Source organism: Pseudonocardia sp. DSM 110487 (assembly GCF_019468565.1).
GTDB lineage: Bacteria > Actinomycetota > Actinomycetes > Mycobacteriales > Pseudonocardiaceae > Pseudonocardia.
The window spans coordinates 3,303,042-3,329,927 of the sequence record NZ_CP080521.1 but is presented as its reverse complement, the minus strand read 5'-3'; the positions used below and the strand labels follow the sequence as shown (position 1 = coordinate 3,329,927).

31 protein-coding genes and 1 pseudogene are annotated in these 26,886 nt (G+C 71.7%); 11 read left to right on the top strand and 21 right to left on the bottom strand.

Annotation, left to right across the window (positions count from 1 at the left end; translation table 11 throughout):
- Nucleotides 1-12: 12 nt before the first annotated feature.
- From K1T35_RS15500 to K1T35_RS15490, 3 genes are read right to left on the bottom strand one after another with little or no spacing between them, the layout of a single operon-like run.
- A complete protein-coding gene (locus K1T35_RS15500) occupies nt 13-369 on the bottom strand; it encodes an MmcQ/YjbR family DNA-binding protein (RefSeq protein WP_220260859.1) in 357 nt (118 codons plus the stop codon).
- Nucleotides 370-384: 15 nt separating this feature from the next.
- Nucleotides 385-1,917, bottom strand: coding sequence for an AbgT family transporter (locus tag K1T35_RS15495; protein WP_220260858.1), 1,533 nt, complete (start codon nt 1,915-1,917; stop codon nt 385-387).
- Complete coding sequence (locus K1T35_RS15490; RefSeq protein ID WP_220260857.1) at nt 1,910-3,148, bottom strand: amidohydrolase family protein; 1,239 nt, start codon at nt 3,146-3,148, stop codon at nt 1,910-1,912. The genes K1T35_RS15495 and K1T35_RS15490 overlap by 8 nt, the downstream gene beginning before the upstream one ends.
- A 94-nt stretch (nt 3,149-3,242) precedes the next feature.
- Between K1T35_RS15490 and K1T35_RS15485 the strand changes: the two genes are divergently transcribed.
- The 5 genes from K1T35_RS15485 to K1T35_RS15465 all read left to right on the top strand — a co-directional run bounded on the left by K1T35_RS15485 (nt 3,243) and on the right by K1T35_RS15465 (nt 9,005).
- Nucleotides 3,243-4,265: an Lrp/AsnC family transcriptional regulator gene (locus tag K1T35_RS15485; RefSeq protein ID WP_220260856.1), complete on the top strand. Its 1,023-nt coding sequence runs from the start codon at nt 3,243-3,245 to the stop codon at nt 4,263-4,265.
- A gap of 143 nt (nt 4,266-4,408) precedes the next feature.
- Complete coding sequence (locus K1T35_RS15480) at nt 4,409-5,710, top strand: MFS transporter (RefSeq protein WP_220260855.1); 1,302 nt, start codon at nt 4,409-4,411, stop codon at nt 5,708-5,710.
- Nucleotides 5,711-5,727: 17 nt separating this feature from the next.
- Entirely contained in the window at nt 5,728-6,834 is a 1,107-nt protein-coding gene (locus K1T35_RS15475) for a PTS fructose transporter subunit IIC (RefSeq protein WP_220260854.1), read from the top strand.
- 156 nt (nt 6,835-6,990) lie between these two features.
- A complete protein-coding gene (locus K1T35_RS15470) occupies nt 6,991-7,647 on the top strand; it encodes a response regulator transcription factor (RefSeq protein ID WP_220260853.1) in 657 nt (218 codons plus the stop codon).
- Nucleotides 7,644-9,005, top strand: a complete 1,362-nt coding sequence (locus K1T35_RS15465) for a HAMP domain-containing sensor histidine kinase (protein ID WP_220260852.1) — start codon at nt 7,644-7,646, stop codon at nt 9,003-9,005. The genes K1T35_RS15470 and K1T35_RS15465 overlap by 4 nt, the downstream gene beginning before the upstream one ends.
- On the opposite strand, the gene K1T35_RS15460 is transcribed toward K1T35_RS15465, so the two are convergent.
- Nucleotides 8,959-9,354, bottom strand: a complete 396-nt coding sequence (locus tag K1T35_RS15460; protein ID WP_255621929.1) for an SgcJ/EcaC family oxidoreductase — start codon at nt 9,352-9,354, stop codon at nt 8,959-8,961. The genes K1T35_RS15465 and K1T35_RS15460 overlap by 47 nt on opposite strands.
- 293 nt (nt 9,355-9,647) lie before the next feature.
- Here K1T35_RS15460 and K1T35_RS15455 point away from each other — a divergent pair, with 293 nt between their 5' ends.
- Together K1T35_RS15455 and K1T35_RS15450 are read left to right on the top strand one after the other, a co-directional pair.
- Nucleotides 9,648-10,064, top strand: a complete 417-nt coding sequence (locus K1T35_RS15455) for a PPOX class F420-dependent oxidoreductase (RefSeq protein WP_220260850.1) — start codon at nt 9,648-9,650, stop codon at nt 10,062-10,064.
- Nucleotides 10,057-10,575 (top strand): dihydrofolate reductase family protein, encoded by a 519-nt coding sequence (locus K1T35_RS15450; protein ID WP_220260849.1) that lies wholly within the window; start codon nt 10,057-10,059, stop codon nt 10,573-10,575. Before K1T35_RS15455 ends, K1T35_RS15450 begins: the two co-directional genes overlap by 8 nt.
- 3 nt (nt 10,576-10,578) lie before the next feature.
- Here the strand turns inward: K1T35_RS15450 and K1T35_RS48850 are convergent, their stop codons facing one another.
- The 3 genes and pseudogenes from K1T35_RS48850 to K1T35_RS49760 form a co-directional block, all read right to left on the bottom strand.
- Nucleotides 10,579-11,538, bottom strand: a complete 960-nt coding sequence (locus tag K1T35_RS48850) for a sigma-70 family RNA polymerase sigma factor (protein WP_255621928.1) — start codon at nt 11,536-11,538, stop codon at nt 10,579-10,581.
- Between the two features lie 65 nt (nt 11,539-11,603).
- The gene (locus K1T35_RS48845; RefSeq protein ID WP_255621927.1) at nt 11,604-11,900 is read right to left on the bottom strand and encodes a hypothetical protein; all 297 of its coding nucleotides are present in this window, start codon (nt 11,898-11,900) and stop codon (nt 11,604-11,606) included.
- Between the two features lie 43 nt (nt 11,901-11,943).
- Nucleotides 11,944-12,378 (bottom strand): annotated as a pseudogene (locus K1T35_RS49760) (LysR substrate-binding domain-containing protein); the annotation flags it as partial.
- Here K1T35_RS49760 and K1T35_RS15440 point away from each other — a divergent pair.
- Complete coding sequence (locus K1T35_RS15440; protein ID WP_220260847.1) at nt 12,318-12,557, top strand: hypothetical protein; 240 nt, start codon at nt 12,318-12,320, stop codon at nt 12,555-12,557. The pseudogene K1T35_RS49760 and the gene K1T35_RS15440 overlap by 61 nt on opposite strands.
- A 65-nt stretch (nt 12,558-12,622) precedes the next feature.
- Here the strand turns inward: K1T35_RS15440 and K1T35_RS15435 are convergent, their stop codons facing one another.
- The gene (locus K1T35_RS15435) at nt 12,623-13,102 is read right to left on the bottom strand and encodes a MarR family winged helix-turn-helix transcriptional regulator (RefSeq protein ID WP_220260846.1); all 480 of its coding nucleotides are present in this window, start codon (nt 13,100-13,102) and stop codon (nt 12,623-12,625) included.
- 89 nt (nt 13,103-13,191) lie between these two features.
- Between K1T35_RS15435 and K1T35_RS15430 the strand changes: the two genes are divergently transcribed.
- Nucleotides 13,192-14,592: an MFS transporter gene (locus K1T35_RS15430; RefSeq protein WP_220260845.1), complete on the top strand. Its 1,401-nt coding sequence runs from the start codon at nt 13,192-13,194 to the stop codon at nt 14,590-14,592.
- Between the two features lie 3 nt (nt 14,593-14,595).
- Here K1T35_RS15430 and K1T35_RS15425 read toward each other — a convergent pair whose 3' ends face one another.
- The 10 genes from K1T35_RS15425 to K1T35_RS15380 form a co-directional block, all read right to left on the bottom strand.
- On the bottom strand, nt 14,596-15,087 hold the full coding sequence (locus tag K1T35_RS15425; protein WP_255621926.1) for a type II toxin-antitoxin system VapC family toxin: 492 nt from the start codon (nt 15,085-15,087) through the stop codon (nt 14,596-14,598).
- Nucleotides 15,084-15,323 (bottom strand): ribbon-helix-helix protein, CopG family, encoded by a 240-nt coding sequence (locus K1T35_RS15420; protein ID WP_220260843.1) that lies wholly within the window; start codon nt 15,321-15,323, stop codon nt 15,084-15,086. The genes K1T35_RS15425 and K1T35_RS15420 overlap by 4 nt, the downstream gene beginning before the upstream one ends.
- 45 nt (nt 15,324-15,368) lie before the next feature.
- Nucleotides 15,369-16,628, bottom strand: a complete 1,260-nt coding sequence (locus K1T35_RS15415) for a lysine N(6)-hydroxylase/L-ornithine N(5)-oxygenase family protein (protein ID WP_220260842.1) — start codon at nt 16,626-16,628, stop codon at nt 15,369-15,371.
- Nucleotides 16,618-17,457, bottom strand: a complete 840-nt coding sequence (locus K1T35_RS15410; RefSeq protein WP_255621924.1) for an alpha/beta fold hydrolase — start codon at nt 17,455-17,457, stop codon at nt 16,618-16,620. Before K1T35_RS15410 ends, K1T35_RS15415 begins: the two co-directional genes overlap by 11 nt.
- A 75-nt stretch (nt 17,458-17,532) precedes the next feature.
- Complete coding sequence (locus K1T35_RS15405) at nt 17,533-17,754, bottom strand: MbtH family NRPS accessory protein (protein WP_220260841.1); 222 nt, start codon at nt 17,752-17,754, stop codon at nt 17,533-17,535.
- Nucleotides 17,755-18,037: 283 nt separating this feature from the next.
- Entirely contained in the window at nt 18,038-19,051 is a 1,014-nt protein-coding gene (locus tag K1T35_RS15400) for an amidohydrolase family protein (RefSeq protein ID WP_220260840.1), read from the bottom strand.
- A complete protein-coding gene (locus K1T35_RS15395; protein WP_220260839.1) occupies nt 19,048-19,827 on the bottom strand; it encodes an ABC transporter permease in 780 nt (259 codons plus the stop codon). Before K1T35_RS15395 ends, K1T35_RS15400 begins: the two co-directional genes overlap by 4 nt.
- Nucleotides 19,824-20,615: an ABC transporter ATP-binding protein gene (locus K1T35_RS15390; protein WP_220260838.1), complete on the bottom strand. Its 792-nt coding sequence runs from the start codon at nt 20,613-20,615 to the stop codon at nt 19,824-19,826. Before K1T35_RS15390 ends, K1T35_RS15395 begins: the two co-directional genes overlap by 4 nt.
- Complete coding sequence (locus K1T35_RS15385) at nt 20,612-21,424, bottom strand: ABC transporter permease (protein WP_220260837.1); 813 nt, start codon at nt 21,422-21,424, stop codon at nt 20,612-20,614. The genes K1T35_RS15390 and K1T35_RS15385 overlap by 4 nt, the downstream gene beginning before the upstream one ends.
- Entirely contained in the window at nt 21,421-22,389 is a 969-nt protein-coding gene (locus K1T35_RS15380; RefSeq protein WP_220260836.1) for an ABC transporter substrate-binding protein, read from the bottom strand. Before K1T35_RS15380 ends, K1T35_RS15385 begins: the two co-directional genes overlap by 4 nt.
- Before the next feature lie 203 nt (nt 22,390-22,592).
- On the opposite strand from K1T35_RS15380, the gene K1T35_RS15375 reads away from it, so the two are divergent.
- Nucleotides 22,593-23,609, top strand: coding sequence for a LacI family DNA-binding transcriptional regulator (locus K1T35_RS15375; RefSeq protein ID WP_220260835.1), 1,017 nt, complete (start codon nt 22,593-22,595; stop codon nt 23,607-23,609).
- A gap of 140 nt (nt 23,610-23,749) precedes the next feature.
- On the opposite strand, the gene K1T35_RS15370 is transcribed toward K1T35_RS15375, so the two are convergent.
- On the bottom strand, nt 23,750-24,904 hold the full coding sequence (locus tag K1T35_RS15370) for a trypsin-like peptidase domain-containing protein (RefSeq protein ID WP_220260834.1): 1,155 nt from the start codon (nt 24,902-24,904) through the stop codon (nt 23,750-23,752).
- 457 nt (nt 24,905-25,361) lie between these two features.
- On the opposite strand from K1T35_RS15370, the gene K1T35_RS15365 reads away from it, so the two are divergent.
- Nucleotides 25,362-26,192 carry a slipin family protein gene (locus tag K1T35_RS15365; protein ID WP_220260833.1) on the top strand — a complete coding sequence of 277 codons (831 nt, stop codon included), beginning with the start codon at nt 25,362-25,364 and terminating at the stop codon, nt 26,190-26,192.
- Here K1T35_RS15365 and K1T35_RS15360 read toward each other — a convergent pair.
- Together K1T35_RS15360 and K1T35_RS15355 are read right to left on the bottom strand one after the other, a co-directional pair.
- Complete coding sequence (locus K1T35_RS15360; RefSeq protein ID WP_220260832.1) at nt 26,161-26,376, bottom strand: DUF1707 domain-containing protein; 216 nt, start codon at nt 26,374-26,376, stop codon at nt 26,161-26,163. The genes K1T35_RS15365 and K1T35_RS15360 overlap by 32 nt on opposite strands.
- Before the next feature lie 36 nt (nt 26,377-26,412).
- Nucleotides 26,413-26,880 carry a universal stress protein gene (locus tag K1T35_RS15355; RefSeq protein ID WP_220260831.1) on the bottom strand — a complete coding sequence of 156 codons (468 nt, stop codon included), beginning with the start codon at nt 26,878-26,880 and terminating at the stop codon, nt 26,413-26,415.
- Between the last annotated feature and the right edge of the window lie 6 nt (nt 26,881-26,886).

Genomic DNA, 26,886 nt, shown 5'->3' with positions numbered 1-26,886 from the left:
ACCCGCCCGCGGCTACCGCCCCAAGTGAGCCGCGGCCACGCTCTTCGGCACGACCATGCGCCATGCGTCGACCACCAGCTCGCGCATCTCCTCCTCGCCGAGCGCGGCCGACCAGGCATGCACCCAGTTGAACCGCTGGTCGGAGAGCCCGGGCAGGTGGAACTTCGCGGGGTCGGACGCGATGAGCGCGTCGCGTTCCTCCTTCGGGTACGCGAAGCCCAGCACCGTCTCGTCCCGCGAGAACGCGACGTAGACGATCTGGCCGACGCGGAACTTCACGCGGTCGTGGATGAGGTGCTCAGTGGTGCGGGGAAGCGACATTGCGAGCCGCCGCACCTCGTCGACCGTGACCCCAGAGTTGGCGACCATGGATCGAGTATGGCCTCAGGGCATGACAATTCCGGCGCCCGGCCCGAGCGGTAGCCCGAGGGCGTAGAAGACGCCGAGGATCACAGTCCACACCACGAGGAACGGCGGCACGAAGATCGCCAGGCGGGACATCAGCGTGCCGAGCTTCGCCTCCGGTTCGTAGGTGCGCAGCATGGCGAGCACCAGGAACAGGTAGGGGTTCATCGGCGTGATGATCCCGGTGGCCGAGTCGCCGATCCGGAACGCCGCCTGCGAGACGGCCGGGTGCAGGCCCAGCAGCATGAACGCGGGCACGAACACCGGCCCGAGCAGTGACCACAGCGCCGAGCCGGACACGATGAAGAGGTTCAGCGCAGTGGCCAGCAGGATGAGCATGACGAGGGCGGCGAACCCTGTCAGCCCGAGGCTCTCCAGGAGCGCCGCGGCCCGCACCGCGAGCATGATCCCGACGTTCGACCAGTTGAAGACGGCGATCACCTGCGCGGCGACGAACATCATCACCACGTAGGACGCCATGTTCTTCACCGAGTCGGCCATGATCGTCACGGCGTCGTCGCTGCTGGTCAGAGAACGGATCGTCACGCCGTAGGTGATCCCGCCGAGCACGAACGCCACGAACAACAGCGGCACCACACCCGACAGCACCGGGGACGGGACCAGCGAACCGCCCTCCCCGCGCAGCGGGCTCCCCGGCAGCAGCCAGGCCACGAGCACGACCGCCGCGTAGGCGGCCACCACGATCGCGGCCCTGAGCACCCCGCGCCGCTGCGCAGGCTCCAGCACGAGCGACTCGGCCGGCTCACCGTCGGGCGAGTAGGGGCCGAGCCGCGGCTCGAGCACGCGTGAGATCAGGAAGCCGCCCAGCACGCCGAGGACGAGGCTGCTCGCGCCGGTGAAGTACCAGTTCACGAGGATGTGCAGGGCCAGGCCCTCGGCCTGCGGGAGGATCGCGGCCGACTTCTGCGTGATACCGATGTAGAGCGCGTCGAGCGAGCCGATCGTGAAGCCCGCGGCGTACCCGGCGCCGACGCACGCGAAGCCGCCGATGAGCCCGGCCACCGGGTGCCTCCCGGCACTCTTGAAGACGATCGCCGCGAGCGGCGGCAGCACGATCGAGGCGACATCGCTCATCATGTGCGCCTGGCACGCGACGATCGCGACGGCGTACGGAAGCAGCCAGCGCGGCGCGCGGGCGAGCGTGCCCCGCATCAGCGCTTCCAGTAGCCCGGTCTTCTCCGCGAGCCCGACCGCCATGATCATCACGAGCACGGCGGCGATCGGCGGGAACTCGGCGAAGTTCTTCACCATGTTCTGCAGGAACCAGGCCACGCCCTCGCCGCTGAACAGCGCCTTCACGGCGAGGCTCTCATCCGCGCCGGGCACGGTGACGGTCGCGCCCCCCAGTGCCAGCACCGTCGAGACGACCCCGAGCAGCCCGAACAGGCCGAGGAACAGCACCACCGGGTTGGGCAGCCGGTTGCCCAACCGCTCGATGCCGGAGAGGAGCCGGTCGACGACGGTGACCGGGCGCGTCGCGGTGTCAGTCATCGCAGCTCACCCCCGCGAGCAGGCTCTTGCGGATCACGCCCTCCTGCAGCACGCAGACGACGTTGGCCGGATCACCCAGCACGGCGATGTCGCGCAGCGGGTCGCCGTCGCACACGACGACGTCGGCGAGCTTCCCCTCCTCGAGCGTGCCGAGGCGGTCCCCCAGCCCGAGCAGCCCGGCCGCGGTGCGGGTGCCGGCCACGATCGCGGCCATGGGATCCATGCCGAGGTCGACGAGGTAGGACAGCTCCATCAGGTTCTGCCCGTGCGGGCAGACCGCGGCGTCGGTGCCGAGCGCGATCGGCACGCCGCGATCGATGGCGCGGGAGATGTTCTCCTTCGTGACGCCCGACCAGCGCACCTTCTTCTGGTAGTGGTAGTCGGGCATCCGGTCCTTGTCGATGCCCGCGTACACGGTGGAGAGCGTCGGCACGACCGTGATCCCGAACTCGCCGGCGAGGTCGCCCGCCTCGTCGTCGAGGCCGTAGCCGTGCTCGATGCTCGTGACGCCCGCGCGGAGCGCGTTGAGGATGCCCGGGCGGCCCTGGGCGTGGGCGGCCACAGCCTTGCCGCCGTGCCGGCCGACCTCGTCGACGACGGCCTTCATCTCCTCGACGGTCAGGCCCTCGTCGTCCGGGTCGTCGTAGGGGCTTCCCATGCCGCCCGTCGCGCAGACCTTGATCAGGTCGGCGCCGGAGCGCAGCACGCGGCGCACGGCGAGGCGCACCTCGTCGACGGTGTCGGCGATCTCGGTCATCCCGCCGGAGAGGTCGGTGCCGTCGGGGAGCGAGACGTCGCCGTGGCCGCCGGTGTGGCTCAGCGCGCGGACCGCGGTCTGCAGCCGCGGGCCGACGATCCTGCCGGACTCGACGGCCGTGCGGTAGCCCGCCGGCAGGCCGGCGAGGTCGCGAGCGGTGGTGACGCCCGCGTCGAGGGTCTGGCGGATCCGCGCCGCCGTGTCGAGCACCAGCAACGTCGGGTCCTCCAGGCCCCGCTGCCCGGGCGGCATCCCGTGTCGGAAGCCGAGGTGGACGTGCGTGTCGATGAACCCGGGCAGGACGGTGCGGCCGGCGACGTCGATGATCCGGGTCTCCGGCCCCGGCAGCGGGGCGGCGTGCGCGCTGCCGGCGTACTCGACGGTCCCGCGCTCGTCGATGCAGACGACGGCGTCGGCCACCGCGGCGGCGCCCGTTCCGTCGATCAGGCGTGCGTGCTCGATCCTCGTACTCATGGCGCCACAGGGTCCGGGTCGCGCCCTTCGACGGTGTTACGGTGCAGGTTCCGTTCAGAACAAGCCCGGATCGATCCGGATCGGTGCATCGGCCATGACGCAGGATCCGAGCACGGCCCTCGACGAGGTCGATCGCCGCATCGTGCACGCCATGCAGATCCACCCGAGGGCACCGTGGCGGCTGGTCGGCGAGGTCCTCGCGATCGACCCGGTGACGGCGGCCCGCCGCTGGCAGCGCATGGAGCGCGACCGGCTCGCCTGGATCACGGCGTACCCGCGCCTCGCCGACCCCCGAAACGCCGTCACCGCCGTCGTCGAGATCGACACGCGGGCCGGGGCGGGCCCACAGGTCGCCGAGACCATCGCCGCCCAGCCGCGCGCCCTGAACGTTAAGGAGACGGCAGGAGGCCGGGACCTCGTGGTGTCCGCGCAGGCCCCGACCCTCGACGAGCTGGCGCGGTTCATCTCGCTGCACCTGGCCACGGTGCCCGGCGTGACGGCGACCCGGACGCACGTCGTCACCGCGATGCCCACAGAGGGCAGCAGCTGGCGGCTGCGCGATCTCGACGCCGGCCAGCGGTTCCAGCTCGAGCGGGCCGCCGTGTCGACGCCGGGACCGGTGCGCGACGCCGCATGGGACGCCGTCGACGGCCGGATGCTGTCGCTGCTCTCCACCGACGGCCGGATGCCGATCCGCCGCCTCGCCGACGAGCTCGGCACCAGCGTGACGACCGCGGGCCGCCGCCTGCGGCAGCTCGTCGGCTCGCGGATCAGCCTGCGCTGCGACGTCGCCCGGCCCGTGTCGGGATGGCCGCTGTCGGCCGTCTACTTCGCGTCGGCCCCCGCGGACAAGCTGCGCGAGATCAGCCAGGCGCTCGCCGCCGTGTCCGAGGTCCGCTCGTGCGCGATCACGGCGGGCCCGCACAACCTCGTCATCGACGTGTGGCTGCGCAGCCTGCCCGACGTGCACAACCTCGAGGCCCACCTGTGCGCCCGCCTGCCACTGCGCGTGGCCGACCGGGCCGTCGTGCTGCGCACGGTGAAGCACATGGGACGGCTGCTCGACCCTGACGGCCGCTGCCGGGGCGTGGTCCCGTTGGACTGGTCGATCACCTGACCCGTTCCGAGCCAAGGGCCGTGAGCGGACTCACCGCGTACTGGATCGATTCCAGCTGGGCTTTCGTGGACCCTGGATGCAGGTGCCCGCCGTCGCAGCGCCATCCAGGACGAAGCCGACGATCTCGTGGAACCGGACTCCCCATGCCTTTCCCCCTTGATTCCGCACGCCTGCACTTCCGCCGCAGGCCGACCCCTCCCCCGGTGCGCGGGCACCGGATCGCCGCCACTGCGCTGTTCACGGTGGACGGCGCCGTCTTCGGCTCGTGGGCCTCGCGAATCCCCGACGTCGCGGCAGGCGTCGGCGCGGGGCCGACGGCACTCGGCCTCGCCCTGCTGTGCGTCTCGCTCGGCGCGCTCGCCAGCATGCAGCTGACCGGGGCGCTGTGCGCCCGCATCGGCCCGGGGCTCGCCGGCGTCGCCGCCGCGATTGCCACCTGCGCCGCGCTCGCCCTCCCGGGCCTCACCGGCTCGATCCCCGAGCTCGCGGTGGTGCTGCTGGTGTTCGGCGCCGCCACCGGCACGCTGAACGTGGCCGCCAACGCGATCGGCGTGCGGGTCGAGGCCGCGGCGCACCGGCCCGTGCTGCCGTCCCTGCACGCGGGGTTCAGCTTCGGCGGGCTCGCCGGGGCCGCGGTAGGCGGCGCCGTCGCATCGCTCGCGTCGCCCGCCGTGCACCTTCTCGTCGTCGCCGCGGTCGGGGTGCTCGCCACGGCGAGCGTCGCGCCCGTCCTGCTGGCCGCGGACGGCACGCCCTCCCCCGACGGCGACACCGCGGCCCCGCGCGGCACCACCCGCGGCCTCGTCGTGTTGCTGGGCGTCATCGCCGGGTGCACGGCGTTCGGTGAGGGCGCGGTCACCGACTGGGGAGCGCTGCACCTGCACGAGATCGGCGCCACCCCGGTGCTCGCGGCCGCGGGCTACGCCGGATTCTCCCTCGCGATGGCGTGCGGCCGGCTGGCCGGGAACGGTCTCGTGCACGCGCTCGGCCCCACCCGGGTCGTGACCGGTGGGGCCATCCTCGCCACCGCAGGGGCGCTGGTGGTGGCGACCGTCCCGGACGTCGCGATCGTGCTCGCCGGCTTCGTGCTGATCGGGCTCGGCCTTGCCAACGTCTTCCCGATCGCCATCGCGCGGGCGGGTGCCGCCGCGGGCGCGGGCGGGGTGGCCCTCGCCTCGACCGTCGGCTACACCGGGCTGCTCGGCGGCCCGCCGCTGCTGGGCATCGTCGCCGAGTCGGTCGGGCTGCACGTCGCCTTCGTGACCGTCGCCGCGCTCGCCGCGGTGGCCGCGGTGCTGGCCGTGCCCGCACTCGGCGGCGGTGAACGCGTGCTCGCCGGCGTCTCCGCCGCCCTCCGCCGCCACACCGCGCAGCTGGGTGTGCTCCACGCCCAGACCGCCGGTGACCGGCGCATGTACCCGGGGCTCGAAGCCCTCGCCACCTGAGAAACAGGAGGCCTCCCATGGAAGCTCCCACCCTGACCCGCCCCACCTCCATCCCGACGTTCGCCACGGTCCACGGCAAGCTCATGCAGGGCGTGAGCTACGCGATCCCGTTCGTCGTCACCGGCGGCGTGCTGCTCGCGCTCGGCTACGCCCTCGGTGGCCCGGCCATCACCGCCGCGCCGCCGGTGACCGACGGTTTTGACTGGCTCGCCCGCACGAGCTGGGCGGCGCTGCTGCACCAGCTCGGCACGCTCGCCTTCGGGCTCCTCGTCCCCGTGGTCGGCGGGTACGTCGCCCACGCCATCGCCGACCGCCCGGCACTCGTGCCCGGGTTCGTCGGCGGCAGCGTCGCCGTCCAGACCGGGGCAGGCTTCCTCGGCGGGCTCGTCGCCGGCGTCGTCGCAGGCGTCGTGGTGGACCGGCTCGCCCGCTGGGATCCTCCGCGCGCCGTCGCGGGCCTGCGTCCCGTGCTGCTCCTGCCGCTCGCGGGCACCCTGATCACCGGCGCCGTCATGTGGCTCGTCGTCGGCGTGCCGCTGGGCGCCCTGACCAGTGCCCTGACGAGCGGGCTCGCCGACCTGTCCGCCGGCAGCCTCGTGCTGGCCGGCACGCTGCTCGGGCTGATGGTGGCCACCGACCTGGGCGGCCCGATCAACAAGACCGCCTACACGTTCGCCGTCGCCGGGCTCGCCACAGGCGCCCCGGCGGCACAGACGATCATGGCAGCCGTCATGGCCGCGGGCATGACCCCGCCGCTCGCGATGGCACTCGCGAGCACGCTGCGCCCGCAGTGGTTCGCGCCCGCCGAGCGGGAGAACGGACGCGCCGCCTGGCTGCTCGGCGCGGTGTTCGTGACCGAGGGCGCCATCCCGTTCGCCGCCGCCGACCCGCTGCGCGTGCTGCCGTCGCTCCTGGCCGGATCGGCGGTGACGGGCGGGCTGTCGGCCGCCCTCGGTGCGGCTGCCGCCACCCCGCACGGCGGGATCTTCGTGCTCCCGCTGGTCGGCAACGGTCTCGGCTGGGTGCTGGCGATCATGGCCGGAACCCTCGTGTCGGCTGCGACGGTCCTTGCGCTGAAAGCACTCCCGCACCGCGCTCCCAAGGAGACTTCACACATCCAGTAAGGACTTCACACAAGGCGGGCTTTGTGTGAAGCCGGAACCCGATGTGTGAAGTCGATGTCCTCGCCCTGATGGCGGTCGGGCCGTGTGTGCGGTGCCTACTGGTTGTGTGAAGTGGCGCCGTCCGGCCGCCGGGGCCCGGGCTGGGATGATCTGACAGTGCGGGTGCTGCTTGTCGAGGACGACGACGCCGTGGCCGAGTCGCTCACTCGCGGCTTGAGCCGGTACGGGTTCGATGTCCAGTGGGTGCGGACCGGGGGCGAGGCCCTGCTGGCCGAGGTCGGCGATGTCGTGCTGCTCGACCTGGGGCTGCCCGACGTCGACGGCCTGGACGTCTGCCGGGAGCTGCGGGCGCGCAGCGACGTGCCGATCATCGTGATCAGCGCGCGGGCGGACGAGACCGACCGCGTCGTGGGGCTGGAGATCGGCGCGGACGACTACGTGTCCAAGCCCTTCGGCGTGCGCGAGGTCATCGCGCGGATGCGAGCGGTGCTGCGCCGTGTGCGTCCGGCCACGGCCCCGGCCGAGGAGGCTCCGCCGGGCCGGCTCGCGATCGACCGGCGGGCACGGCGCGTGCACGTCGACGGCGTCGAGGTCGCGCTGACGCCGAAGGAGTACGACCTGCTCGCGTTCCTCGCCGAGGCGCCGGGGGCGGCGTTCACGCGCGAGCAGATCATGGAGGCGGTGTGGGACGCCAACTGGTTCGGTCCCACGAAGACGCTCGACGTGCACGTGGGGGCGCTGCGGCGCAAGCTCGGTGACGCGGTGGCCGTCGAGACGGTGCGCGGGGTCGGGTTCCGGCTGGTGCTGCGGTGATCCGTCAGCTGGTCGCCAGCTACGTGCTGCTGGTGGCTGTGGCGCTGGTGGCGTTCACGGCTCCGGTCGCGGTCACGCTCACGCAGCAGGTGTACGGCGACGCCGAGGGCTCCGCACGCCGGGAGGCGCAGGTCGCCGCGCTCGTGCTCGCCACCGACGACGAGTCCTCGCGGCAGGCCCTCGTCCAGCTGATGGCCGCATACGCCCAGCAGACGCCCGGCCGCCTCGACGTGCTGCCCGCCGTGGGCGGGCCGCCGGTCGCACCGGACGACACCGCCTTCACCGAGGCCCTCGATGGCCGCGAGTACCTGCGGTGGGGTCACGCCGACGCCCTGGGCGCCGACGGGCTGGTCATCGCCCTGCCCGCCCGCGCCCCGGACGGGACTGTGGTCGGCGCGGTGCGGGTCAGTTTCCCGTCGAAGCCGCTGACCGACCGGCTGTGGGAGATCTGGGGGTTCCGGGCCATCCTCGCGGTGATCGTGCTGGCCATCGCCGCCGCGAGCGGCGTGCTCCTCGCCCGGCGGCTCACGCGACCGCTGCGCGAGCTGAACCGGATGGCGAGCCGGCTGCGCGACGGCGACCTCACCGCCCGCGCCGCCGAGACCGGCCCGGCCGAGACCCGCACGCTGGCCAGCACCCTGAACACGGCCACGGGGACGATCGACACTCTCGTCGGCGCCCAGCGCGCGTTCATCGGCGACGCCTCGCACCAGCTGCGCACCCCACTCACCGCCCTGCGGCTCTCGCTCGACAACATCGCCGACGAGGTCGAGGACCCGTACGTGCGCGAGGACGTCGAGCGCGCCACCGCCGAGGTCGTACGGATGAGCCGGATGGTGAACGGGCTGCTCACCCTGGCAAGGGCCGAGGCCGCGGTCACCAGCCCGGAACCGGTGAAGCTGGCCGACGCGGTTGCCGACCGATTCGAGAGCTGGCGGGCCGTCGCCGACGAGCGCGGCGTCACGCTGCGCCACGAGCCCACCGAGCCCGACCTGCGTGCGCTCGCGAGCCCCGGCCACCTCGAGCAGGTGCTGGACAACGTCCTGTCCAACGCCCTCGAGGTGTCCCCGGACGACGCGACGATCACCGTGCGCTCCTTCCGGGACGACGGGAAGGCGATCATCGAGGTCGTCGACCACGGCCCGGGAATGCCCGCCGCCGATCGGCAGCGGGCATTCGACCGGTTCTGGCGCGGCCGCGGGCTGACCGGCAGCGGCGGCTCGGGCCTCGGCCTCGCCATCGTCAAGCAGCTCGTCACCGACGACGGCGGCACGGTGAGCCTGCACGACGCCGAGGCGGGAGGCCTGCGGGTCAGGATCGCCCTGCGGACTCCGGCATCGCCGACGAGTGGTGGTTGACGATCAACCACTCGTCGCCGACCTTCTCGTAGACGAACGTGTACCGCGCGTCCACCGTGCGCTGCTGCCCGTCGGTGGTGAGATCGAACCGGTACGTTCCGGCGTCCACCGCCGCGGTCGGGCCGAGAACCGTGATGTGCGATTCGAGGATCTGGCTCTTCGGCTTGTTCTCCAGGAAATGCTCGAAGTAGTCGACGATTCCGGCCCGGTCGGTGCGGACCACGTTGGAGACGGTCGGCTCCAGCACGGCGTCCGGCGCATAACGGTCGGCCACGAGCTGCGGGTTGCCCGTGGCCAGGGTCTGGTTCCACTGGTCGAACAGCCCGGCGACCTGCTGTTCCGTCGGCATCTGGGCAGGCTGTGCCGGTGCCGCGGCGGAGGTGCCGCATCCGGCGAGTGCCAGTACAGCAGCCGATGCCGCGGCGATCAGAGAAAGGCGACCAACGCCTCGCATTAGTTCTCCCTGCATTTGTCGGGGTGGTTGCTTTCCACGATCGACGGCGCGTATGCAGGGCCCGGACAGCAGAGATCGAGCGAACGAGAAAGGTTTCACCAAGGTTCCCGTCGCGGCCGGAGCGCCGTGGCGGCGGCCTCGTGCCGCCGGACCGATTCCTCTCGCGGGGCGTCCGGGTCTACCCCTGCATGCCCCTCGCATTACCGGACACCGCCCGAGAACTCATCGACGGACCGCACACCGCGGTCCTCGCCACCCCGAACCGCGACGGTCACCCGCAGTCGTCCGTGATCTTCGTGACGCGGTCGGGCGACACGGTCGTGTTCAGCACGATCCGCGGGCGCCTGAAGACCCGGAACATGGAACGCGACCCCCGCGTGAGCCTGCTCGTGCTCGCGCATCCGGGGAGGTACGTCGAGATCCGCGGCCGCGTCGACATCACCGATGACCCGGACAAGACCCTGCTCCACCAGATGTACGAGCGCCACATGAACGGCGCGACGCCACCTCCCGAGCCCGACGCCGAACGCGTGATCGTGCGCGTCCACCCCGAGAAGCTCTACTTCTGGCCCCCCGTGGCCGCGGAAAGGAATTCACATGCGTGAGATCGTCGAGTCGACGTTGATCTCCCTCGACGGGGTCGTCGACGATCCCGGCTCCTGGGCGCTGGACTATTTCGACGAGCAGTTCCTGCAGGAGGCGTACGAACTGCTGAAGGGCTGCGACGCAATGCTGATGGGTCGCGGGACCTACGACGACCTGTCCTGGCGGTGGCCCGGCCAGAAGGGCGACTTCGCGGACGCGATCAACGGGATCCGGAAGTACGTCTTCTCGTCGACCCTGGAACGGGCCGAGTGGAACAACTCGGTCGTCGTACGGGGCGACGCGGTCGAGGAGGTACGCGCGCTCAAGGAATCCGGCGACGGGGACCTGGTCGTCTTCGGGCACGGGCAGCTGTCACGCACCTTGCTCGAGCACGGACTCCTGGACCGGTTCCGTTTCGCGGTGCACCCGGTCGTCGTCGGGGGCGGCCCGAAGACCCCGCTCTCGCTCGTCGGTACCCATTCCCGGCGATCCGGTGTCGTGGTGCTGAACCACCGGGTCGACGGACGATGAGCGTCACCTGACCGGCGGGAGACCGAAAGCCGTGACGAGGGCGGGGTCGGCGAACACGACGATGCGGCCGATCCCGTCCTCCGCGACGGTCAGCACCGCGACCCCGAACGCCTCGTGGACGCCGGAGGGCCCGCGGTGGTACGCCACGGCCGCCGGCTGCCCGTTGGCGCGGGTCGGCACCATCCGCCACTCCCCCGGCGAGCCGAGGACCTGCGGGCTCGTGATGTAGGGCAGGCAGGTGCGCAGCCCGGAGAACCAGGTGCGGGAGCCGACCATCTCCAACGCGGCATCGGCGCGCAGCACCTCCTCGAACGCGGCAGCGTCGGCGTTCTCGAAGGCGGCGATGTAGCGGTCGAGCAGCGCGCGGGCCCGCGGCTCGTCCGGCTCGGCCAGTGCCTCGGCGCTGGGCGCCACCTCCTCCAGCCGGGCCCGGGCACGCTGCAGTGCGCTCTTGACCGCCGCGACGCTGATGTCGAGCACGGCCGCGACGTCGGCGGCCGGGAACGCCAGCACGTCACGCAGCAGCAGCACCGCCCGCTGCCGGGCGGGCAGGTGCTGCAGGCTGGCGATCAGCGCGAGCCGCAGGTCCTCCCGCGCCACCACGGCCGCCGCGGGATCCCCCTCCACCAGCGCATCCGGGAAGGGCTGTACCCAGTCGACCTCGGGCCCGGCCGGCACCGGCGGCGCGTACGGGTCGTCCGACGGGCTTGTGAGCCCGGACGGCAGCACCCGGCGACCCCTGCGCTCGAGCGCGGTGAGGCAGGCGTTGGTCGCGATCCGGTGGAGCCAGGTGCGCACCGACGAGCGCTGCTCGAACCCGCCGTAGGACCGCCACGCGCGCAGATAGGTCTCCTGTACGACGTCCTCGGCGTCGTACAGCGACCCGAGCATCCGGTAGCAGTGCGCGAGCAGCTCGCGGCGGAACGGCTCGGTGCGGGCGGCGAAGTCCCGGGAGTCGGGCATGACGTCAGGAAAGACCATGACAGGTAGACCTGCCGACCCCGGAGAAGGAATCGCTCCGGACGCGGCTATGGAGCGGGCGGCTCCGGTCGCTCGCCCAGCGCGTCCGCGACTGCCTTGACCATCCGCCTCGTGTCGGCCCGACGCACCACCCACGTGGTGAGCGTGAGCGGGAGATCGCGCAAGGGGGTCCAGCACCAGCCGCGCAGCTGCCTCCGTGCGGTACGCGACCCCACGACCACCGCATCGGCCCGATGGGCCTCGGCCGCGGCGAGCGCGTGCTCGACGAACCGGGCGAAGATCCAGGTCGGGTGCACGCCCGCGGTCGTGGTGGCGGCGAGGAGGCTGTCCTGCTGGTCGGGCACCTGTCCCCGCGAGTGGACCAGGATGCGCAGGCCGTCGAGGTCGGCCAGCCGGTGCTGCGGCGAGCGGGTGGCCGGGGCGCAGCGCGATCCCGAAGGGTTCGGTCCAGAGCAGCTTGCCGATGTAGCCCGACGGCGGCGCCTGGTGGACGATCCCGACGTCGAGCTCGCCCCGCTGCAGCGACCGCAGCTGCTCGGATGTGCTCGCCTCCACGAGCGCGAGCGTGCAGACCGGCACGTCGGCACCGATCGCGCGCACCGTCTCCACGAGCCAGTCCGGCGGGACGCCTGGTGGCACCCCGACCGACACGGTCTCCCTCACCCGGTCGCTGCCGGCGACGGCCGCACCGACGCCGAGTTCGACGCCTGTCGGAACCTCTGGCAGCCGACGGCCTCCTGCTCCTCCCCGACGGCGCCGTCGTGACCCCCGCGCCGTTCCACCCCGCCGTGCTGGAGCTGCGCAGCGACGACGGATGGTCATCGGCGCGGGTGACCCGGCGCCACCCCACGACGCCGGGGCCGACCACGACCACCGCGGCGCTCCGCGACGGCGCCGTGTACGCGCTCAACGCCCACTTCGCCGAGATGGGCGGCCCGCAGCCGGTCGGGACGTTCGAGATCTTCCGCGTCGACCTGGCCGTCGACGGCACGCGCGGCTGATGATCGTCGCGAAGCGGACAGCACCGCGCTGATCGCAGCCCTGCCGCACTTCTCGGACCGAGAGATCAGCCCTCCGCGGCGAGGGTCGGCCTCCGCGCGGCGAACGCGGCGGTGAGCTCCTCCAGCGCGGGCAGGGCGGCCAGCAGCGCGGTGGCGGTCTCCGCGGGGAGCCGCTCGACGACCGAGAGCAGGATCGCGGTGCGGCGTTCCATGATCCGCCTGCTCTTCGCGCGGCCCTCATCGGTGGCCTCGGCGACCACGCCCCGCTGGTCGGACGTGGCCGACGAGCGCTCGATCAGCCCCTTCTGCTCCAGCACGCCCATCACGCGCGAGAGCATCGTCGGGTTGACGCCCTCGAGCTCGGCGACCGCGGAGATCCGGATCGGGCCGCGCGCGACGACCACTCCGAGGACCGACGCCTGGGTGGGGGTGAGCTCCTCGCTCGACGCTGACTCGTTCATCGAACGAGCCAGCTTGCCGATCACGCGCCGCAGCCGTGCTGCGGCGTCGGTGTCGAAGGCCGTCTCGAACCCTGCGCCCTGCATCTACCAATGAAACCAGGGCAGACGGCGCCATGGACCGCCGCCCGGTGTTAGATTGCTTGCCGACAAGCAATTAGCGGGGAGGGGATCCGGTGGCCGTGCCCGTCGGCGCCACAGTCACTGCAGCCGCGCCGCGCCCTGCGCTCGTCCGCTGGCTGGTGTTCGCCACCGTCGCGCTCGCCATGCTGATGCACGCCATCGACCAGACCTCGGTGGCCACGGCACTGTCCGCGATGCAGAGCGACCTCGGCGCGAGCCTGGCGTGGACGGGCTGGACGATCACGATCTACGCCGTCGGGCAGATCCTCGTCCTGCCGCTGGCGGGGCCGATGGGCGACCGGTTCGGCGCCCGGCGGGTGTACCTGATCGCCGTCACCGCCTTCACCGTGGCATCCGTGCTCTGCGGGCTCTCGTCGGGCACAGCGCAGCTGATCGTCTTCCGGTTCCTGCAGGGGCTGGCGGGCGGCGCGTTGCTGCCGGTGGCCACCGCGATCGTCTCGGCCGAGTTCGGGCGCGACCGCGACCGGGCGATCGCGCTCTTCAGCACCGCGTTCCCGATCGGCGCGATCCTCGGCCCTCTCGCGGGCGGGCTCATCCTGACGTTCGCGTCGTGGCGGGAGATCTTCTTCGTCAACGTGCCGGTCGGGATCGCGCTGATCTGCCTCGGGCGGGCGCTGATCCGCGAGACCCCGCGGAAGGCGGTGGCCCGCGTCGACCTCGTCGGGATCGCGTGGCTCACCACGCTGCTGCTGTCCGGGATGGTCGCGATCACCAGGATCGGCTCGCTCGGCGAGGGGTGGACAGGGCCGGCCTCGGTGCTGGGTGCCGCCGTCGTCGCGCTGGTGGCCGGCCGGTTCCTGCTGCGCCACCTGCACCGGCACCCCGACCCGATCGTCCCACCCCGGCTGCTGACCGGGCGGCGGCTGGGCCTGATGAACGTCATGAACGTCTTGTTCGGCGCCGCCGTGATCGGGTTCTCCGCGCTGCTGCCGCACTACGCCCAGATCCGCTACCAGATGACGCCCATCGCCTCCGGCGGGCTGCTCACGGTCCGCGCCGTCTTCATGATCGCCCTGTCCGCGATCGCCGTCGGCCTGCTGCGCAGGCTCGGGCACCGGCCGCTCCTGCTCGCCGGGATGGCCGCGATCACGATCGCGCTGCTGCTCACCGGGATCCCGCCCGTGCACAGCGGCCCCGAGCTCTGGCTCTCCCTCGGCGCCGCGGTGATGGGGGTCGGGATGGGCCTGGCCGCCCCATCCTCGGCCAACGCCGGGCTGCACCTCGTGCCGGAGCAGGCAGCGGCCGTATCGGGCCTCCGGGTGCTGTTCCGGCAGGCAGGGGCGATCATCGCCGTCTCGGTGGTGACGGCCGTGACCTCGGCCGCGGCCGACCCCGCGGCAGCCAACACCGTCGCCTTCCTCGCCCTGGCTGTGGTGATGGGCGGAGCCGTGGTCCTGGCGATGCGGATCCCGAACCAGCGGGGCCGCTGGTAGCGGCTACGACGGCCGGCGTGCGGGCGGCACGGTCGGCTGCGACGAACCCGGTGGCTCGTCGGCCGGCGAGTCGAGCGGATGGTGGTGGCGCAGCCCGGGGAACCGGGCAAAGCCGCGGTCGGCGGAGTACCACTCCGCATCGTGCTCGATCGCCAACGCGGCGAGATACGCGTCCGACACCGTGTTGCCGCGTGCGGCGACCTGCTGGCACAGCGTGGCGAAGAGCGACCAGTGCCGAGGCCCCGGTTCCATCGCGACAACCGCCGGTGCGGAGCGGAGCGGCTCGATGGCCGCGAGGGCCTGCTTGCTGTCCAGCGGTTTCGTGAGCACCTTGGGGTGCGTCACGATTCGCACGAAAGCACTCGCGACAAGGGACGACAGCCCGAACGGCCGATCGCCGTTGACCGCGGCTCGCAGCCATCTCGCATACTCGCCGTGCCGCGGATCGTCAGCGTTGTGCGCGTAGATCAAGACATTGACGTCGCACGAGATCACGGGTGCCCGTCCATGAGCTCGAGCAGCGCCGCGTTGTCGTCGAGATCAACGCCCGCCTGGTACCCGCCGGCGTGAAAGGTCCGCAGCTCGAACGGCTCGCGACTCTCCTGCTCCCGCCGGAGCAAGCTCGCACGAACGCTCTCCTCGATGACCTGGCTGACGGTCTGCCGTCGCGCGGCAGCGACCTGCCGCACTTCGGCGAGCAGGTGTTCGTCAATGGTGATCGTGGTGCGCACAGCATCAGAGAATACCCGCGATGCATCATGATGCACCATGCCGCGTCAGACGATCCGCGCCTCCAGGGAGGCCAGGATGTCGCCCGTGCGCACGGCGATGTTCGACAGAAGAGTGGATGCCAGTCCGTGCGTGTGCTCGGTCGCGCCCTGCACGTAGACCAGCGCATCGGAGCCGTCCAGCTCGAGCCGGTAGTCCGCGGTGATGCGGACGCGGCCCTGATCGTCGCGCCGGGCGATGGGCCCCGCGAGGAAGCGGGTCGGGTCGCCCGAGCGGTAGCCGGTGGCGTAGACGATCACGTCCGCGTCGAGGTCCCGTGCCGTGCCGTCGAGGGAGCTGCGGATGCGCACCCGCACCCGGTCGCCGAGGTCCTCGCACGCCTCGACCGTGCACATCTTGTCGAACCGAAGCCGTTCGCGGCCCTCGACCCGCTCGGCGTAGTGCCGCTCGTACAGCGACTCGATGAGGTCCGGGTCGACCACCGAGTAGTTGGTGTTGCGGTGCAGCGTCGTGACGCGCCCGCGCACCTCCGGCGAGCCGGCGTAGAACTCCTGCGCGGCGTCGGGGTCGAACACGCGGTTGGCGAAGGCGCTGTCGTCGGCAGGGCTGTAGCCCCAGCGCCTGAACACGGCGTGGACGTCGGCGTCGGGGAAGCTGCGGTGCAGGTAGTCGACGCTCTCGGCGGCACTCTGCCCGGCCCCGACCACCACAAAGCGCCGGGGCGCCGGGCCGGTGGCGAGCTTGGCCACGCCCGGCACGAGCTGGCTGTTGTGCCAGATCCGCTCCCCCGACTCCACGCCATCGGGCAGCGCGGGCGCGAGCCCCGTGGCGATCACGACGGCGCGGGCGACGGCGCTGACCGACTCCCCGCCGCGCCGCCCCGTCACGGCGAGCAGCCCGTCGCCCGTCTGCTCGATCTTCTCGACGGTGGTGCCGTAGGAGACGTCGTCGTCGAAGTGCGCAGCGGCCCATGACAGGTAGTCGTGGAACTCGAGGCGGGTGGGGAAGAACGTCTGCCGGTTGACGAAGTCGACGAGCCTGCCGCGCGCGGCGAGGTAGCTGATGAACCCGAAGTTGCTGGTCGGGTTGCGCAGGGTGGCGAGGTCCTTGAGGAACGCGACCTGCATGCGGGCGTCGGGGATGAGCATGCCGCGGTGCCAGCCGAACGCCTCCTGCCGCTCCAGGAAGAGCGCGGTGATCGGTCGCTCGGCGGTGACGTTGTGCTCGGCGACGGCGATGGCGAGGCCAAGGTTCGCCGGCCCGAAGCCGACCCCCACGACATCGAGGACATGATCGTCATGGGGCACCTGGGAAAGATCCTCTCGTGCGGGGGGCGATGAAGTCGACCAACACCCGGTTCACCTCGTCCGGACGTTCCAGGTAGCCGTAGTGGCCCGCGTCGGGGATCTCCACGTAGCGGGCCCCCGGCACGGCGTCGGCCACCTCACGGGACAGGCGGGGCGGGATCGTGGCGTCGTCGGCGAAGGCGACCACCAGCAGGGGAACCGCGATGTCGCGGTAGGCGGCGGTCCGGTCGGTGAGCGCCACCGACACGGCGAGCTGCGCGCGCTGGCCGGGCCCGACCCCGGAGCCGGCGAAGGAGAGCAGGTCGAGCCAGTCCTGGGCGGCCTGATCGTCGCGCAGCGTGGCAGGTGAGAGGTACTGCGTCGCCGCGACCGACGCGTGGTAGCCGAGCGGCAGCACGATCTTCTCGTCGGCGAGCGCGATCTCGCCCGCCGTGAACGCCCGCTGCACGGGGTCGAGGCGGGCGTGCGCGGCGAGCGCGACGGCGCGGGTGACCAGGTCGGGACGGGCCAGCGCGAGCTCGACCACGATCCGCGCGCCCAGCGAGGTGCCGACCACGGCGGCCGGCCCGGCGTCGAGGTGCGCCACAAGGCCGGCGACGTCACCGACCATGTCGTCGATCGTGAATCCCGCCGCGCACTCGTCGCTGGCGCCGGCACCACGGTTGTCCACGGTGACCACCCGGAACCCCGCGGCGCGCAGCGCGGGCACCTGATGGGTGTGCCAGACCCGCCCCGGGCTCCCGGTACCCATCACGAGCACGGCGAGCGGGCCGGTCCCGCCGAAGTCGTCGTAGGAGATCCGGACGCCGTCCCGAGTCATGATCGTCACGTCCGCGGCTCCTCGGTCCCCGCGAACCGGTCGCCCATCACCGGCCGGCGACGCTGTCGCCGTCGGGTGCCTCGATCACCCCCGTACCCCGTCCATCCGCGCAACGAGGCTGGCGGGGCGCAGGTCGGTCCAGACCGACTCGATGTACGCGAGCACGTCGGCCCGGGCCGCAGGGCCGTGCACGACGCTCCAGCCGTCCGGCACGGGCGCGAACGTGGGCCACAGCGAGTACTGCTTCTCCTCGTTGACGAGGGCAACGAACTCGCCCTCCTCGTCGTCGAAGGGGTTCGTAGCCACTCGGTCACTCCTCGCGTCAGGGACACCAAGGGCACCCTAAGCACAGAGAAGGTGAGCCTGAACTACTCTGATCAGGTGAACGCCGCGCCGCTCCTGGTCAGGCCGGATGTGGCGCCGCGCACGCCAGGCTCTCCGGATCCACGCCCCGCCGATCCGGAGGAGGTGAACGGCACCGGCCGGCGCCATGACGGTGACGGCGTCGTCGGCCTGGAACGTCGCCGCGAGCGTCGTCGGCCCGGAGGTGCTGCTCGCGCCGATCATGCACCGGATTTCCCGGCGCGGGTCAGCTGGCCGACTGTTTCATCAGCCGCCTGATGTTGCGGTGGTAGATCCGCTCGCGCGCGTCGGCCGGGATGTCGAGGCCGTCGATCACCTGGATGGTCTCCCGGATGTACATCGGACCGCCCTCGGGGTCGAAGGGGCAGTCGGTGCCGAAGAGCACGTTGTCGGCGCCGAAGAACTCCAGGCCGCAGCGGGTTCCGATGGCCGAACCGGAGAGCGCGGTGTCGGCGTAGAACCGGCGGAAGTAGTCCACCGGCGGGCGAGACAGGTCCCGGCGCAGGTGCGCCGCGTCCTCGGTTGCGGTGCGGCTGCCGAGCTGGTCGCTCCAGCCGAGCCGGATCCGGCCTTCGAGGTACGGGATCATCGCGCCCATGTGATGGGTGATGATCTTGATGTTGGGATGTCGTTCGAACAGGCCCGAGAAGACGAGCCGCGCCATCGCGGCACTCGTCTCGTACGGCCAGCCCAGCGCCCACCAGATCTCGTACTTGGACGTGTCGTCGGCGGCATAGTCGGGGAACGCGGCGCTGCGGGTGGGGTGCATCCAGATCGGCAGGTCGCGTCGCGCCATCTCGGCGAAGATCGCCTCGAACTCCGGGTCGTCGAGAGGCTTCCCGTTGACGTTGGTGAACACCTGCACGCCGCGGGCGCCGAGATGGTCGACGGCGCTGGTGAGCTCGTCGAGAGCCGCGTCCGGGTCGTTCATCGGCAGCGACGCGACGAACGCGGGGAAGCGGTCCGGGTGCTTGTCGCACAACTCGCGCATCGACTCGTTGGCCAGGCGTGCCAGGTCGGGCGAGCTGTCCGGGCCGGCGAGCAGCTCGATCGGCGGCGAGGACAGGGTTAGCACCTGCTGGTAGTCGTCGCCGAACTCGTCCATCATCTCCAGGCGCGCGTCGACGTCGTGCAGGGCCGGGAGCTCCAGCCAGCGCTTGAGCGGCCGCGGGTCGGCCAGCTCGCGCATCCGCTCGAAATACCGGGCGGGCAGGATGTGGCTGTACGCGTCGATCTTCACTTCTCGCCCCTCGCTGTCGTCGGCACCCACCGGGTGATCCGTCGGTCGACCGCCTGCACCAACCCCACAGCTCCGAGCGCGACGGCGATGATGACCAGCAGCACGGCCAGCACGCCCGCGCCGTCGAACCGCCCGCCCGCCTGCGTGACGATGCGCCCCAGCCCGACGACGGCGATGAACATCTCACCGTTGATCATGCCGGTGACCGCGCGCCCGACCCCGAGGCGGACACCAGCCATGATCATCGGGGCCGCGGCGGGCAGCATCACCTGGAAGAGGATCTGGCGTTCGCTCGCGCCGTAGGAACGCGCCATCTCGACCAGGTGCGCCGGAACCGTCTGGATCGCCGACGTCGTATTGATGATCATGATGAACGTCGAGTACATGACCACCACGGCGATGATCGAGCCGCGCCCCTCACCCAGCAGGGAGAAGAAGATCGGCGCGAAGACCAGCGACGGCGCGGTGAGCAGTGCGTTGACGTACACACCGAGGGCCGCTTCCACCTTGCGGTAGCGCCCCATCGCGACCCCGACGACGACGCCGAGGCCGAGGGAGATCGCGAACCCGATCACCAGGTTGACCAGGCTGTCTCCGACGCTGCTCACGATCTGCCCGCTCGACACGAGCTCGACGAGGCGCGTGAGGACTGTGCTCAGCGGCGGGAAGAACGCGACGCCCGCGAGGTGCCCGACCACCTCCCATGCGACGGCGCCCGCCGCCAGGCTGATCGGTGCGGCGGGCAGGCGCCGCCCCCGGTGCGCGGCGACCGTCATCGGGCGGCCTCGCGCCGGTGCTCCTCGTGCATGTCCCGCAGCCGGTCCCACAGGTACGCCGTGAGCTCGGCGTACTCGGGCGAACGCTCGGTGGCGCCGACGTCGGTCGAGCGAGGGCGGCGCAGCGGCACCGGCACGATCTCGGCGATGCGGCCGGGCCGGGCGCTCATCAGCACGACGCGGTCCCCGAGCAGCACGGCCTCCTCCATGCTGTGGGTGATGAACACGACGGTCAGCCGGTGTTCCTCCCAGATCGACAGCAGCTCCTCCTGCAGCAGGCGCCGGGTCTGCTCGTCCACCGCTCCGAACGGCTCGTCCATCAGGAGCACCCGCGGCTGGACGGCGAGTGCCCGTGCGAGCCCCACGCGCTGCTGCATGCCGCCGGACAGCTCGCCCGGCCGCTTGGTCTCGAACCCCGCGAGGCCCACCATCTCGATCAGCGACCGGGCCCGCTCCTCGCGCTCGGCCTTACCGACGCCACGCATCCGCAGCCCGAAGCCGACGTTGTCCAGCACAGTGGCCCACGGCAGCAGCGCGAAGTTCTGGAAGACCATGCTGCGGTCCGGCCCGGGGCCGCGCACCGGTGCCCCGTCGATGACGATCTCGCCGTCGTTCCACGGAATCAGCCCGGCGATGGCCTTCAGCAAGGTGGTCTTCCCACACCCGCTCGGCCCCAGCACGGTGAGGAACTCGTTCGCCCCCACCTCGAGGTCGACGTCCTGCAGGGCCTGGACCGTGCTCCCGTCCTGCCCCACGAAGCTCTTGCCCAACCCACGGATCTCGATCATGTTTTGCTCCCAGCCCAGCCAGTCAGCCTTCGTTCGAACCACCGCGCGGCGGAGATCAGCAGGAGTGCCTCGGCCAGGATGATCACGATCGTGCCGTAGAGCAGCGGCGCCTTGAACAGGCCGCGGTACTCCAGGATCAACCCGCCCAGCGCGGCGGACACCATCAGGAGCTCGACGATCACCATGCCGGTGACCGCCCGCCCGAGCCCCAGCCGGATCCCCGTCATGATCGCCGGCAGGGCGCCCGGCAGGAGGACCCGCGTCCAGACCTGCCGCTCGGTGGCCCCGAACGAGCGCGCCATCTCGATCAGCGACGGGTCGACCTGGCGGACGCCCGTGCGGCTGTTCACCACGACCATGACGATCGAGAAGATCGTCACGAGGATCACGCGCGAGGCGAGGCCGAACCCGACCGACATCATCAGCAGCGGGATGATCGCCGCCATCGGCGTGACCAGCAGGATGTTGAGGTAGACGTCGGCGAACCGCTCGAGGGTGCGGAACCGCCCGAGCAGGATGCCCGCCGGCACCCCGACGACGACCGCGATCAGGAACCCCACCACTAGCGCCTGGTTGCTCACGTACATGGCCTGCCACAGCTCGGCGCTGCCCAGCAGGCTGATCGTCGCCGCGACCGTCTCGGTGAACGTGGGGATGAGCAGGCCGCCCCACTCCCGTGCGTAGATCTCCCACGCCGCTGCGAAGACGACGAACGTCAGCACCTGGTAGGACAGGTTCGCGTCGAGGATCCGGCGCTTCACCCCCGGTCGCGGGTTCGCCGTTCGCGGCGGGGCCATCACCGCGGTCATGCAGGCCCCTGAAGGAACGACAGGTCGGCGGCGTCCGCGGCGGTCATCCCGCCCTGGAGCACGCCCGCCCGGACGAAGAAGTCGATCGTGACCTGGACGTTCTGCTCCGTCAGGTCGGCCGCGTCGAAGAGACCGGCCTCGACGTAGCGCTCGGCGATCGCGGCCGTGTTCTCGTCGGCGTCGTCCGGCAGGTACTTCTGCACCAACCCCACCAGGTACTGCGGGTCGGCGTTGATCTTCACGTGCTCCTGCACCAGCGCGCTCACGAACGCCTGCGCGAGGTCGCGGTGCTCGGCGAGGAAGTCACCGTTGGCGTAGACGGTCTGGGGGTGCAGGTCGGGCATGCGCTGCGCGAAGTCCACGACCCGGACGAACTCCGCCCCCGCCGCGGACTCCAGCGCGGCGACGTCGGAGATCTCCAGCGGCGTCGCGTCGATCTGGCCTGCAAGGAGGGCCTGCGCCCTGACATCGGAGCCGCCGATCGTCAGGTAGGTCGGCTGGCTGCCGGCAGTGCAATCGGTGTGCACCCACTCCTTGGCCATCGCGGTGGCCACCGCACCCTCGCTGAAGATCCCGAACGGCCGCGCGTTCAGGTCGTCGCAGGTGGCGACTCCGGGCCGGCCGTAGACCGCCCACTGGTTCGCCACGACGTCGGCGATGATCTTGATCGGGGCGTCCTGCTCGATGGCGATCAGCGCGGGGCTGGTGGCCTCCGCGGAGATCGCGTAGTCGCCCTTGGCCAGCCCCTCGATGGCCAGCTCCGGCTCCGCCAGCTCGACGACCTCGACGTGGTGGCCTGCCGCCCGCACGGCGTCGACGGCGGCAAGTATCGGCACGGTCGTGATATCCGGCTCGATGACGGCCACCGTGAACGAGTCATCAGAACCGGCGCTCCCACCGCAGGCGACCAGCGCGAACGCCGCCGCGAGCGCGGCGAGGCGCGTGGCATGAGTCCCGACGTTCATGGCCTCTCCCTTCCAGCTCGGCCGGGCTGGCCGGCCTCGGACGACGCACCCTTGCGAAGGCCGTCGGGGCAAGGCAAGCGTTTGCCTTGCCGGGAGAGTAGAGGCCCGAGGCGCCGGTTCGTCAAGAGTCGGACGAGCAGGGATTTCTTGTCAGTGCATCCGAGACGTGCCACGATTAGGCAAACGTTCTCCTCGGAGGGGTAGTGAGCTCACTGGCGGAGGTCAGCCGGCTCGCCGGCGTGTCCGTGTCCACGGCGTCGCGGGTGCTGACCGGTTCCAGCCACCCCATCTCGACCGCCACCCGGGCGCGGGTGATCGCGGCGGCCGAGCAGCTCGGCTACTCCCCCAGCGCGCTGGCCCGCGCGCTGGTCTCCCGCAGCAGCCGGCTGATCGGGGTGCTGGTCAGCGACATCGTGAACCCGTACTTCTCCGTGATCGCCCGCGGGGTCGACGACGTCGCGAGCCGCGCCGGCTACGTCACCATGCTGTTCAACGTCGACCGGCGCACCACCACGGAGATCGCGCGGGTGCAGACCATGCGCGACTACCGGGCGGCGGGCGTGATCTTCGCGGGCAGCGGCTACGTCGACGACCCGGACGAGCCCGCGCTCGCCGAGGCGGTCGGGCGGGCCCAGGAGCAGGGCATCCGCACGGTGTCGCTCACGGTCCGCGGCATCGGCGGGCCGATCGTCACCGCCGACAACGAGGCCGCCGCCTACGACGCCACCGACCACCTCGTCGGCCTCGGCCACCGGCGGATCGCGTTCGTCGAGGGACCGCCCGGCATGGTCGCGAGCCGGCAGCGCCGCGACGGCTTCCTCGCCTGCATGCGCGACGCCGGCCTCGCCGACGCCGCGCAGCTACACGCGGGAGGCTTCGACTTCGAGGCCGGTCACGCCGCCGCGATGCGGCTGATCGCGCGCCCGCCGCTGCCCGACGCCGTGCTCGGCGCCAACGACGAGGCCGCCGTCGGCGCACTGGGCGCGCTCCGCCAGGCCGGCATCGACGTCCCGGGCGCGGTGTCCGTGGCAGGCATCGACGACCTGCGGATCGCCCGGTTCGTCGGCCTCACCACGGTGAGCCTCCCGCTCTACGAAATGGGCGCGATGGCGGCCCGCCGCGTCATCGACGCGGAACCGCCGGAGGGAAGCACCACCACGGTGCTGGCCCACCGGTTGATCCCCCGGGAGACGACGGGCCGCCGGCCCTCTGCCCGGTGACGCCCATGATCGTCGCGAGATCCGGCTCAGCGCCCTCGCCGGGGCGAAAACCACGATCTCGGCGTGATCGATCAATCCGAGGCGCGCCTCAGCGTCCTGGACCGGACGCTGAAGCGCACCTCGGAAGGATCATGCGGGAGTCACTCGGGCTCCGCCGGTGATCCCGTCGTTCTCGATGCCGCCCTGGGGCGGGCGAAGAGCCACATGAGGATCGCGCCGATGATCGCGCCGCCGAGCAGAGCGATCACGACCGTCAGGGGTGCGGCCTGCCCGCCTCCGCCCGCGGTGTTCTCGATCGCGACCTCGCTCGGCTCGCCCGGCGGGGCGGCTCCGGGCTGCGCGCCGTGCCCGAGGAACTCCCGCAGCATCCCGGTGTCGGTGATGACGTTGAAGTTCTGCCCGAGGAACGGCACGGTCATCTGGCTGTTGATGCCGAGGACCTCGCCGCGCGCGTTGATGGTGGGCCCGCCGGAGATGCCCTCGGCGAGGTCGGCGTTGATCTGATAGACGGCAACACCCTGGCGGAACTGGCGGGCCGTGATCGTGCCGCTGGTGTTCACGGGCTGGAGCCGGGAGTCCTGCAGCACCTCGGCGGGCGTCTTGCCGCCGCTCACCAACCCCTGGACATCCACCCCGTCGGTCTCGTCGATGTTCAGCCCTGGAAAACCGATCGACGTGACGGTTTCCCCGAGCTGCGGCTCGTCGGGGGCGACCGCCAGCGGCTTCGCAGGCGGGAGGCCATACATCTCCAGCTTCGCGGTGTCACCCTCGTCGGCCGGACGGAAGCCGTCGACCCGAACGATGACCGGTGCCGTGATCACGGCGCCCTGCAGCTCACGCGGCTGGAAGGCCCAGACCGTGCGGTTCGGCTCTGGACGCGCCGGCTGGCTGGGCATCGGTGCGCCGGTGGTCGGATCGACCGCGGGACCGGCGCGGCTGTCGAGCGCCCGCCTGCCCTCTTCCGGGTCGACGCAGTGGCCAGCCGTGACGATCGTGGTCGGCGTGTCGAACCAGCCGGTGCAGATCGTCATGACCGGCAGCTCGTCCCCGGCTGGCGCGGGCGGCGGCGCGAAGGTGAACGGGTCCTGCGGTTCCTCCCAGATCACGACCAGACCCACGATCGACTGCTGGACCGACTCCAGCAGACCCGGGTCGATGAGGCCATTCAACGGCGGCGGCGCGGGCTCCGTCGCCGGCTCGTCGGCTCGCGCCGAGGTGGCGCCGGTGAGCAGCACCGACACCGTGATGGCGGCCAGCGCCACCAGTGCCCCGGACACCTTCCGAACGGGTCTCACGCTTCAGTTCCCCCCATGGGCTCGTGCTCAGTAGGACGCGCGCGCCCCGGCTTCCGATCGGCAGCGTCCGCCCCCCGGCGAACTCCCGTCCACGCCCGGTACCGGGAGCCCGCTCGCCCCGCGTAGTCGTACTCGTTGATGCCCACGAGTGTGCCCGTCGGCAGGCCCCCGCGCACGACTTCCGCAATATTCGTGACCGGCCTGCGGCCCTGCACTTCACCCCCTTCATATGGACTTCACACCGACCCCGTCCCGCATGGAGGTCAGCGCGGCGATCAAGGGCTGTTGGTCGCGATCAAAGATCATCTAGCGACCATCTCGCCTTGATCGCCGCGTTGTCCCCACAATGAAGGCCTGCGCCGAGGAGGAACGCGACGCCGACGCCGCCGGGGTACCCGACGTGTACGAGACCGACCAGACTCGGGGCTGACGCTCCGAAACGCAGAAGGTGGGATCCATGGTCACGACCGTCCTGTTCGTGGTCGTCGCGTTGATCGCGCTGCTCGTCGCCGGATCCGTCCGGATGGTGCAGCAGTACCAGCGCGGCGTGGTCCTGCGTTTCGGGCGGCTGCTGACCGAGGTGCGCCAGCCGGGCCTGCAGCTGATGATCCCGGTCGCCGACCGGATGGTGAAAGTGCCCGTCCAGACCATCGTGCTCGACGTCCCACCCCAAGGCGCGATCACCAAGGACAACGTCACGCTCAGCGTCGACGCGGTGGTGTACTTCCGCGTCACCGACCCGGTCAAGGCCGTGGTCAACGTCGAGAACTACATGGGTGCCATCTCCCAGGTCGCGCGGACCTCGCTGCGGTCGGTGATCGGTCGCGCCGATCTCGACACCATGCTGTCGGACCGGGAACAGGTCAACGCCGAGCTGCGCGCGGTGATCGACACCCCGACCGACGACTGGGGGATCACCGTCGACCGGGTCGAGATCAAGGACATCGCCCTGCCGGAGGGCATGCGCCGCGCGATGGCGCACCAGGCCGAGGCCGAGCGCGACCGGCGCGCCCGGGTCATCTCCGCCGACGGCGAGTTCCAGGCCTCGGCCCGCCTCGCCGACGCGGCACGGGTCATGGCCGATACCCCCGGCGCGATGCAGCTGCGGCTCCTGCAGACCGTCACCGACGTGACATCCGAGCAGAACAGCACGCTCGTGATGCCGCTGCCGGTGGAGCTGCTCCGCTTCTTCGAGAGCGTCACCGACGCACGCGGTCAGCAGACCGCGGCCGCCAAGGACCGTGAGCCGGACGCACTCACCAGAGGTCAGGAGGAAGATCCTCAGTGAGGTCCTCCAGCTCGCCCCGGGTGCGCGCGGCATAGGCGGCGCGCGTCCGCTCGTCGAACTCGAGGACGGTCAGTCGCCCGTCCCGCAAGGCCCGTTCGAGACGCCGGACGACGGCCTGCCGCTCCGCATCCGACGTCCGAAGATCGCGTTGCACCGGCGCCCCCTTCTCGGCCTCTCCCGACACGGTTCGAGAGTAGGGCGGGCACGTCCTCCTTACCTGCTACCCAGGAACGTCCTCCTGCGGACCGGGGACGAGTACCAGAGGGCAGGTGACGTGGTGGGCGCAGCGCTGCGCAACGGATCCGGTGAGTGCGCCGGCGAGCCCGCCCCGACCGTGGTTACCCAGCACCAGCAGGTCGGCGTCGCGCGCCGCCTCCAGCAGCAGGGTGGCCGCGTCGCCGTGCCGCGCCTGACGGTCCACGACCTGCCTCGCGTCGGCCGGCAGGGCCGCGATTGCCTCGGTCAGCCACGCGTCGGCTGCGGCGGCGAGCTGCTCGTCGTCGATCACGGGCTGCGCCACGAACCCGCCGCCGATCTCCGGTCCGCCCGCCACGGGCAGCGGCCGCTCGGTCACCGCGATCGCCGATACCCGCGCCCCGGTGCCCCGTGCCTGGTCCGCGGCCCAGCGCAACGCCGCGACGCCGGCGGCCGTGCCGTCCACCCCGACGACGAGATCCTTGGCTGTCATCGCACC

What these genes read in the sequence shown, in the direction of transcription:
- K1T35_RS15500 (WP_220260859.1), bottom strand. Translation starts at nt 369, where the DNA reads ATGGTCGCCAACTCTGGGGTCACGGTCGACGAGGTGCGGCGGCTCGCA.
- K1T35_RS15495 (WP_220260858.1), bottom strand. Translation starts at nt 1,917, where the DNA reads ATGACTGACACCGCGACGCGCCCGGTCACCGTCGTCGACCGGCTCCTC.
- K1T35_RS15490 (WP_220260857.1), bottom strand. Translation starts at nt 3,148, where the DNA reads ATGAGTACGAGGATCGAGCACGCACGCCTGATCGACGGAACGGGCGCC.
- K1T35_RS15485 (WP_220260856.1), top strand. Translation starts at nt 3,243, where the DNA reads ATGACGCAGGATCCGAGCACGGCCCTCGACGAGGTCGATCGCCGCATC.
- K1T35_RS15480 (WP_220260855.1), top strand. Translation starts at nt 4,409, where the DNA reads ATGCCTTTCCCCCTTGATTCCGCACGCCTGCACTTCCGCCGCAGGCCG.
- K1T35_RS15475 (WP_220260854.1), top strand. Translation starts at nt 5,728, where the DNA reads ATGGAAGCTCCCACCCTGACCCGCCCCACCTCCATCCCGACGTTCGCC.
- K1T35_RS15460 (WP_255621929.1), bottom strand. Translation starts at nt 9,354, where the DNA reads ATGCCGACGGAACAGCAGGTCGCCGGGCTGTTCGACCAGTGGAACCAG.
- K1T35_RS15455 (WP_220260850.1), top strand. Translation starts at nt 9,648, where the DNA reads ATGCCCCTCGCATTACCGGACACCGCCCGAGAACTCATCGACGGACCG.
- K1T35_RS15450 (WP_220260849.1), top strand. Translation starts at nt 10,057, where the DNA reads ATGCGTGAGATCGTCGAGTCGACGTTGATCTCCCTCGACGGGGTCGTC.
- K1T35_RS48850 (WP_255621928.1), bottom strand. Translation starts at nt 11,538, where the DNA reads ATGCCCGACTCCCGGGACTTCGCCGCCCGCACCGAGCCGTTCCGCCGC.
- K1T35_RS15435 (WP_220260846.1), bottom strand. Translation starts at nt 13,102, where the DNA reads ATGCAGGGCGCAGGGTTCGAGACGGCCTTCGACACCGACGCCGCAGCA.
- K1T35_RS15395 (WP_220260839.1), bottom strand. Translation starts at nt 19,827, where the DNA reads ATGACGGTCGCCGCGCACCGGGGGCGGCGCCTGCCCGCCGCACCGATC.
- K1T35_RS15390 (WP_220260838.1), bottom strand. Translation starts at nt 20,615, where the DNA reads ATGATCGAGATCCGTGGGTTGGGCAAGAGCTTCGTGGGGCAGGACGGG.
- K1T35_RS15385 (WP_220260837.1), bottom strand. Translation starts at nt 21,424, where the DNA reads ATGACCGCGGTGATGGCCCCGCCGCGAACGGCGAACCCGCGACCGGGG.
- K1T35_RS15380 (WP_220260836.1), bottom strand. Translation starts at nt 22,389, where the DNA reads ATGAACGTCGGGACTCATGCCACGCGCCTCGCCGCGCTCGCGGCGGCG.
- K1T35_RS15365 (WP_220260833.1), top strand. Translation starts at nt 25,362, where the DNA reads ATGGTCACGACCGTCCTGTTCGTGGTCGTCGCGTTGATCGCGCTGCTC.
- K1T35_RS15355 (WP_220260831.1), bottom strand. Translation starts at nt 26,880, where the DNA reads ATGACAGCCAAGGATCTCGTCGTCGGGGTGGACGGCACGGCCGCCGGC.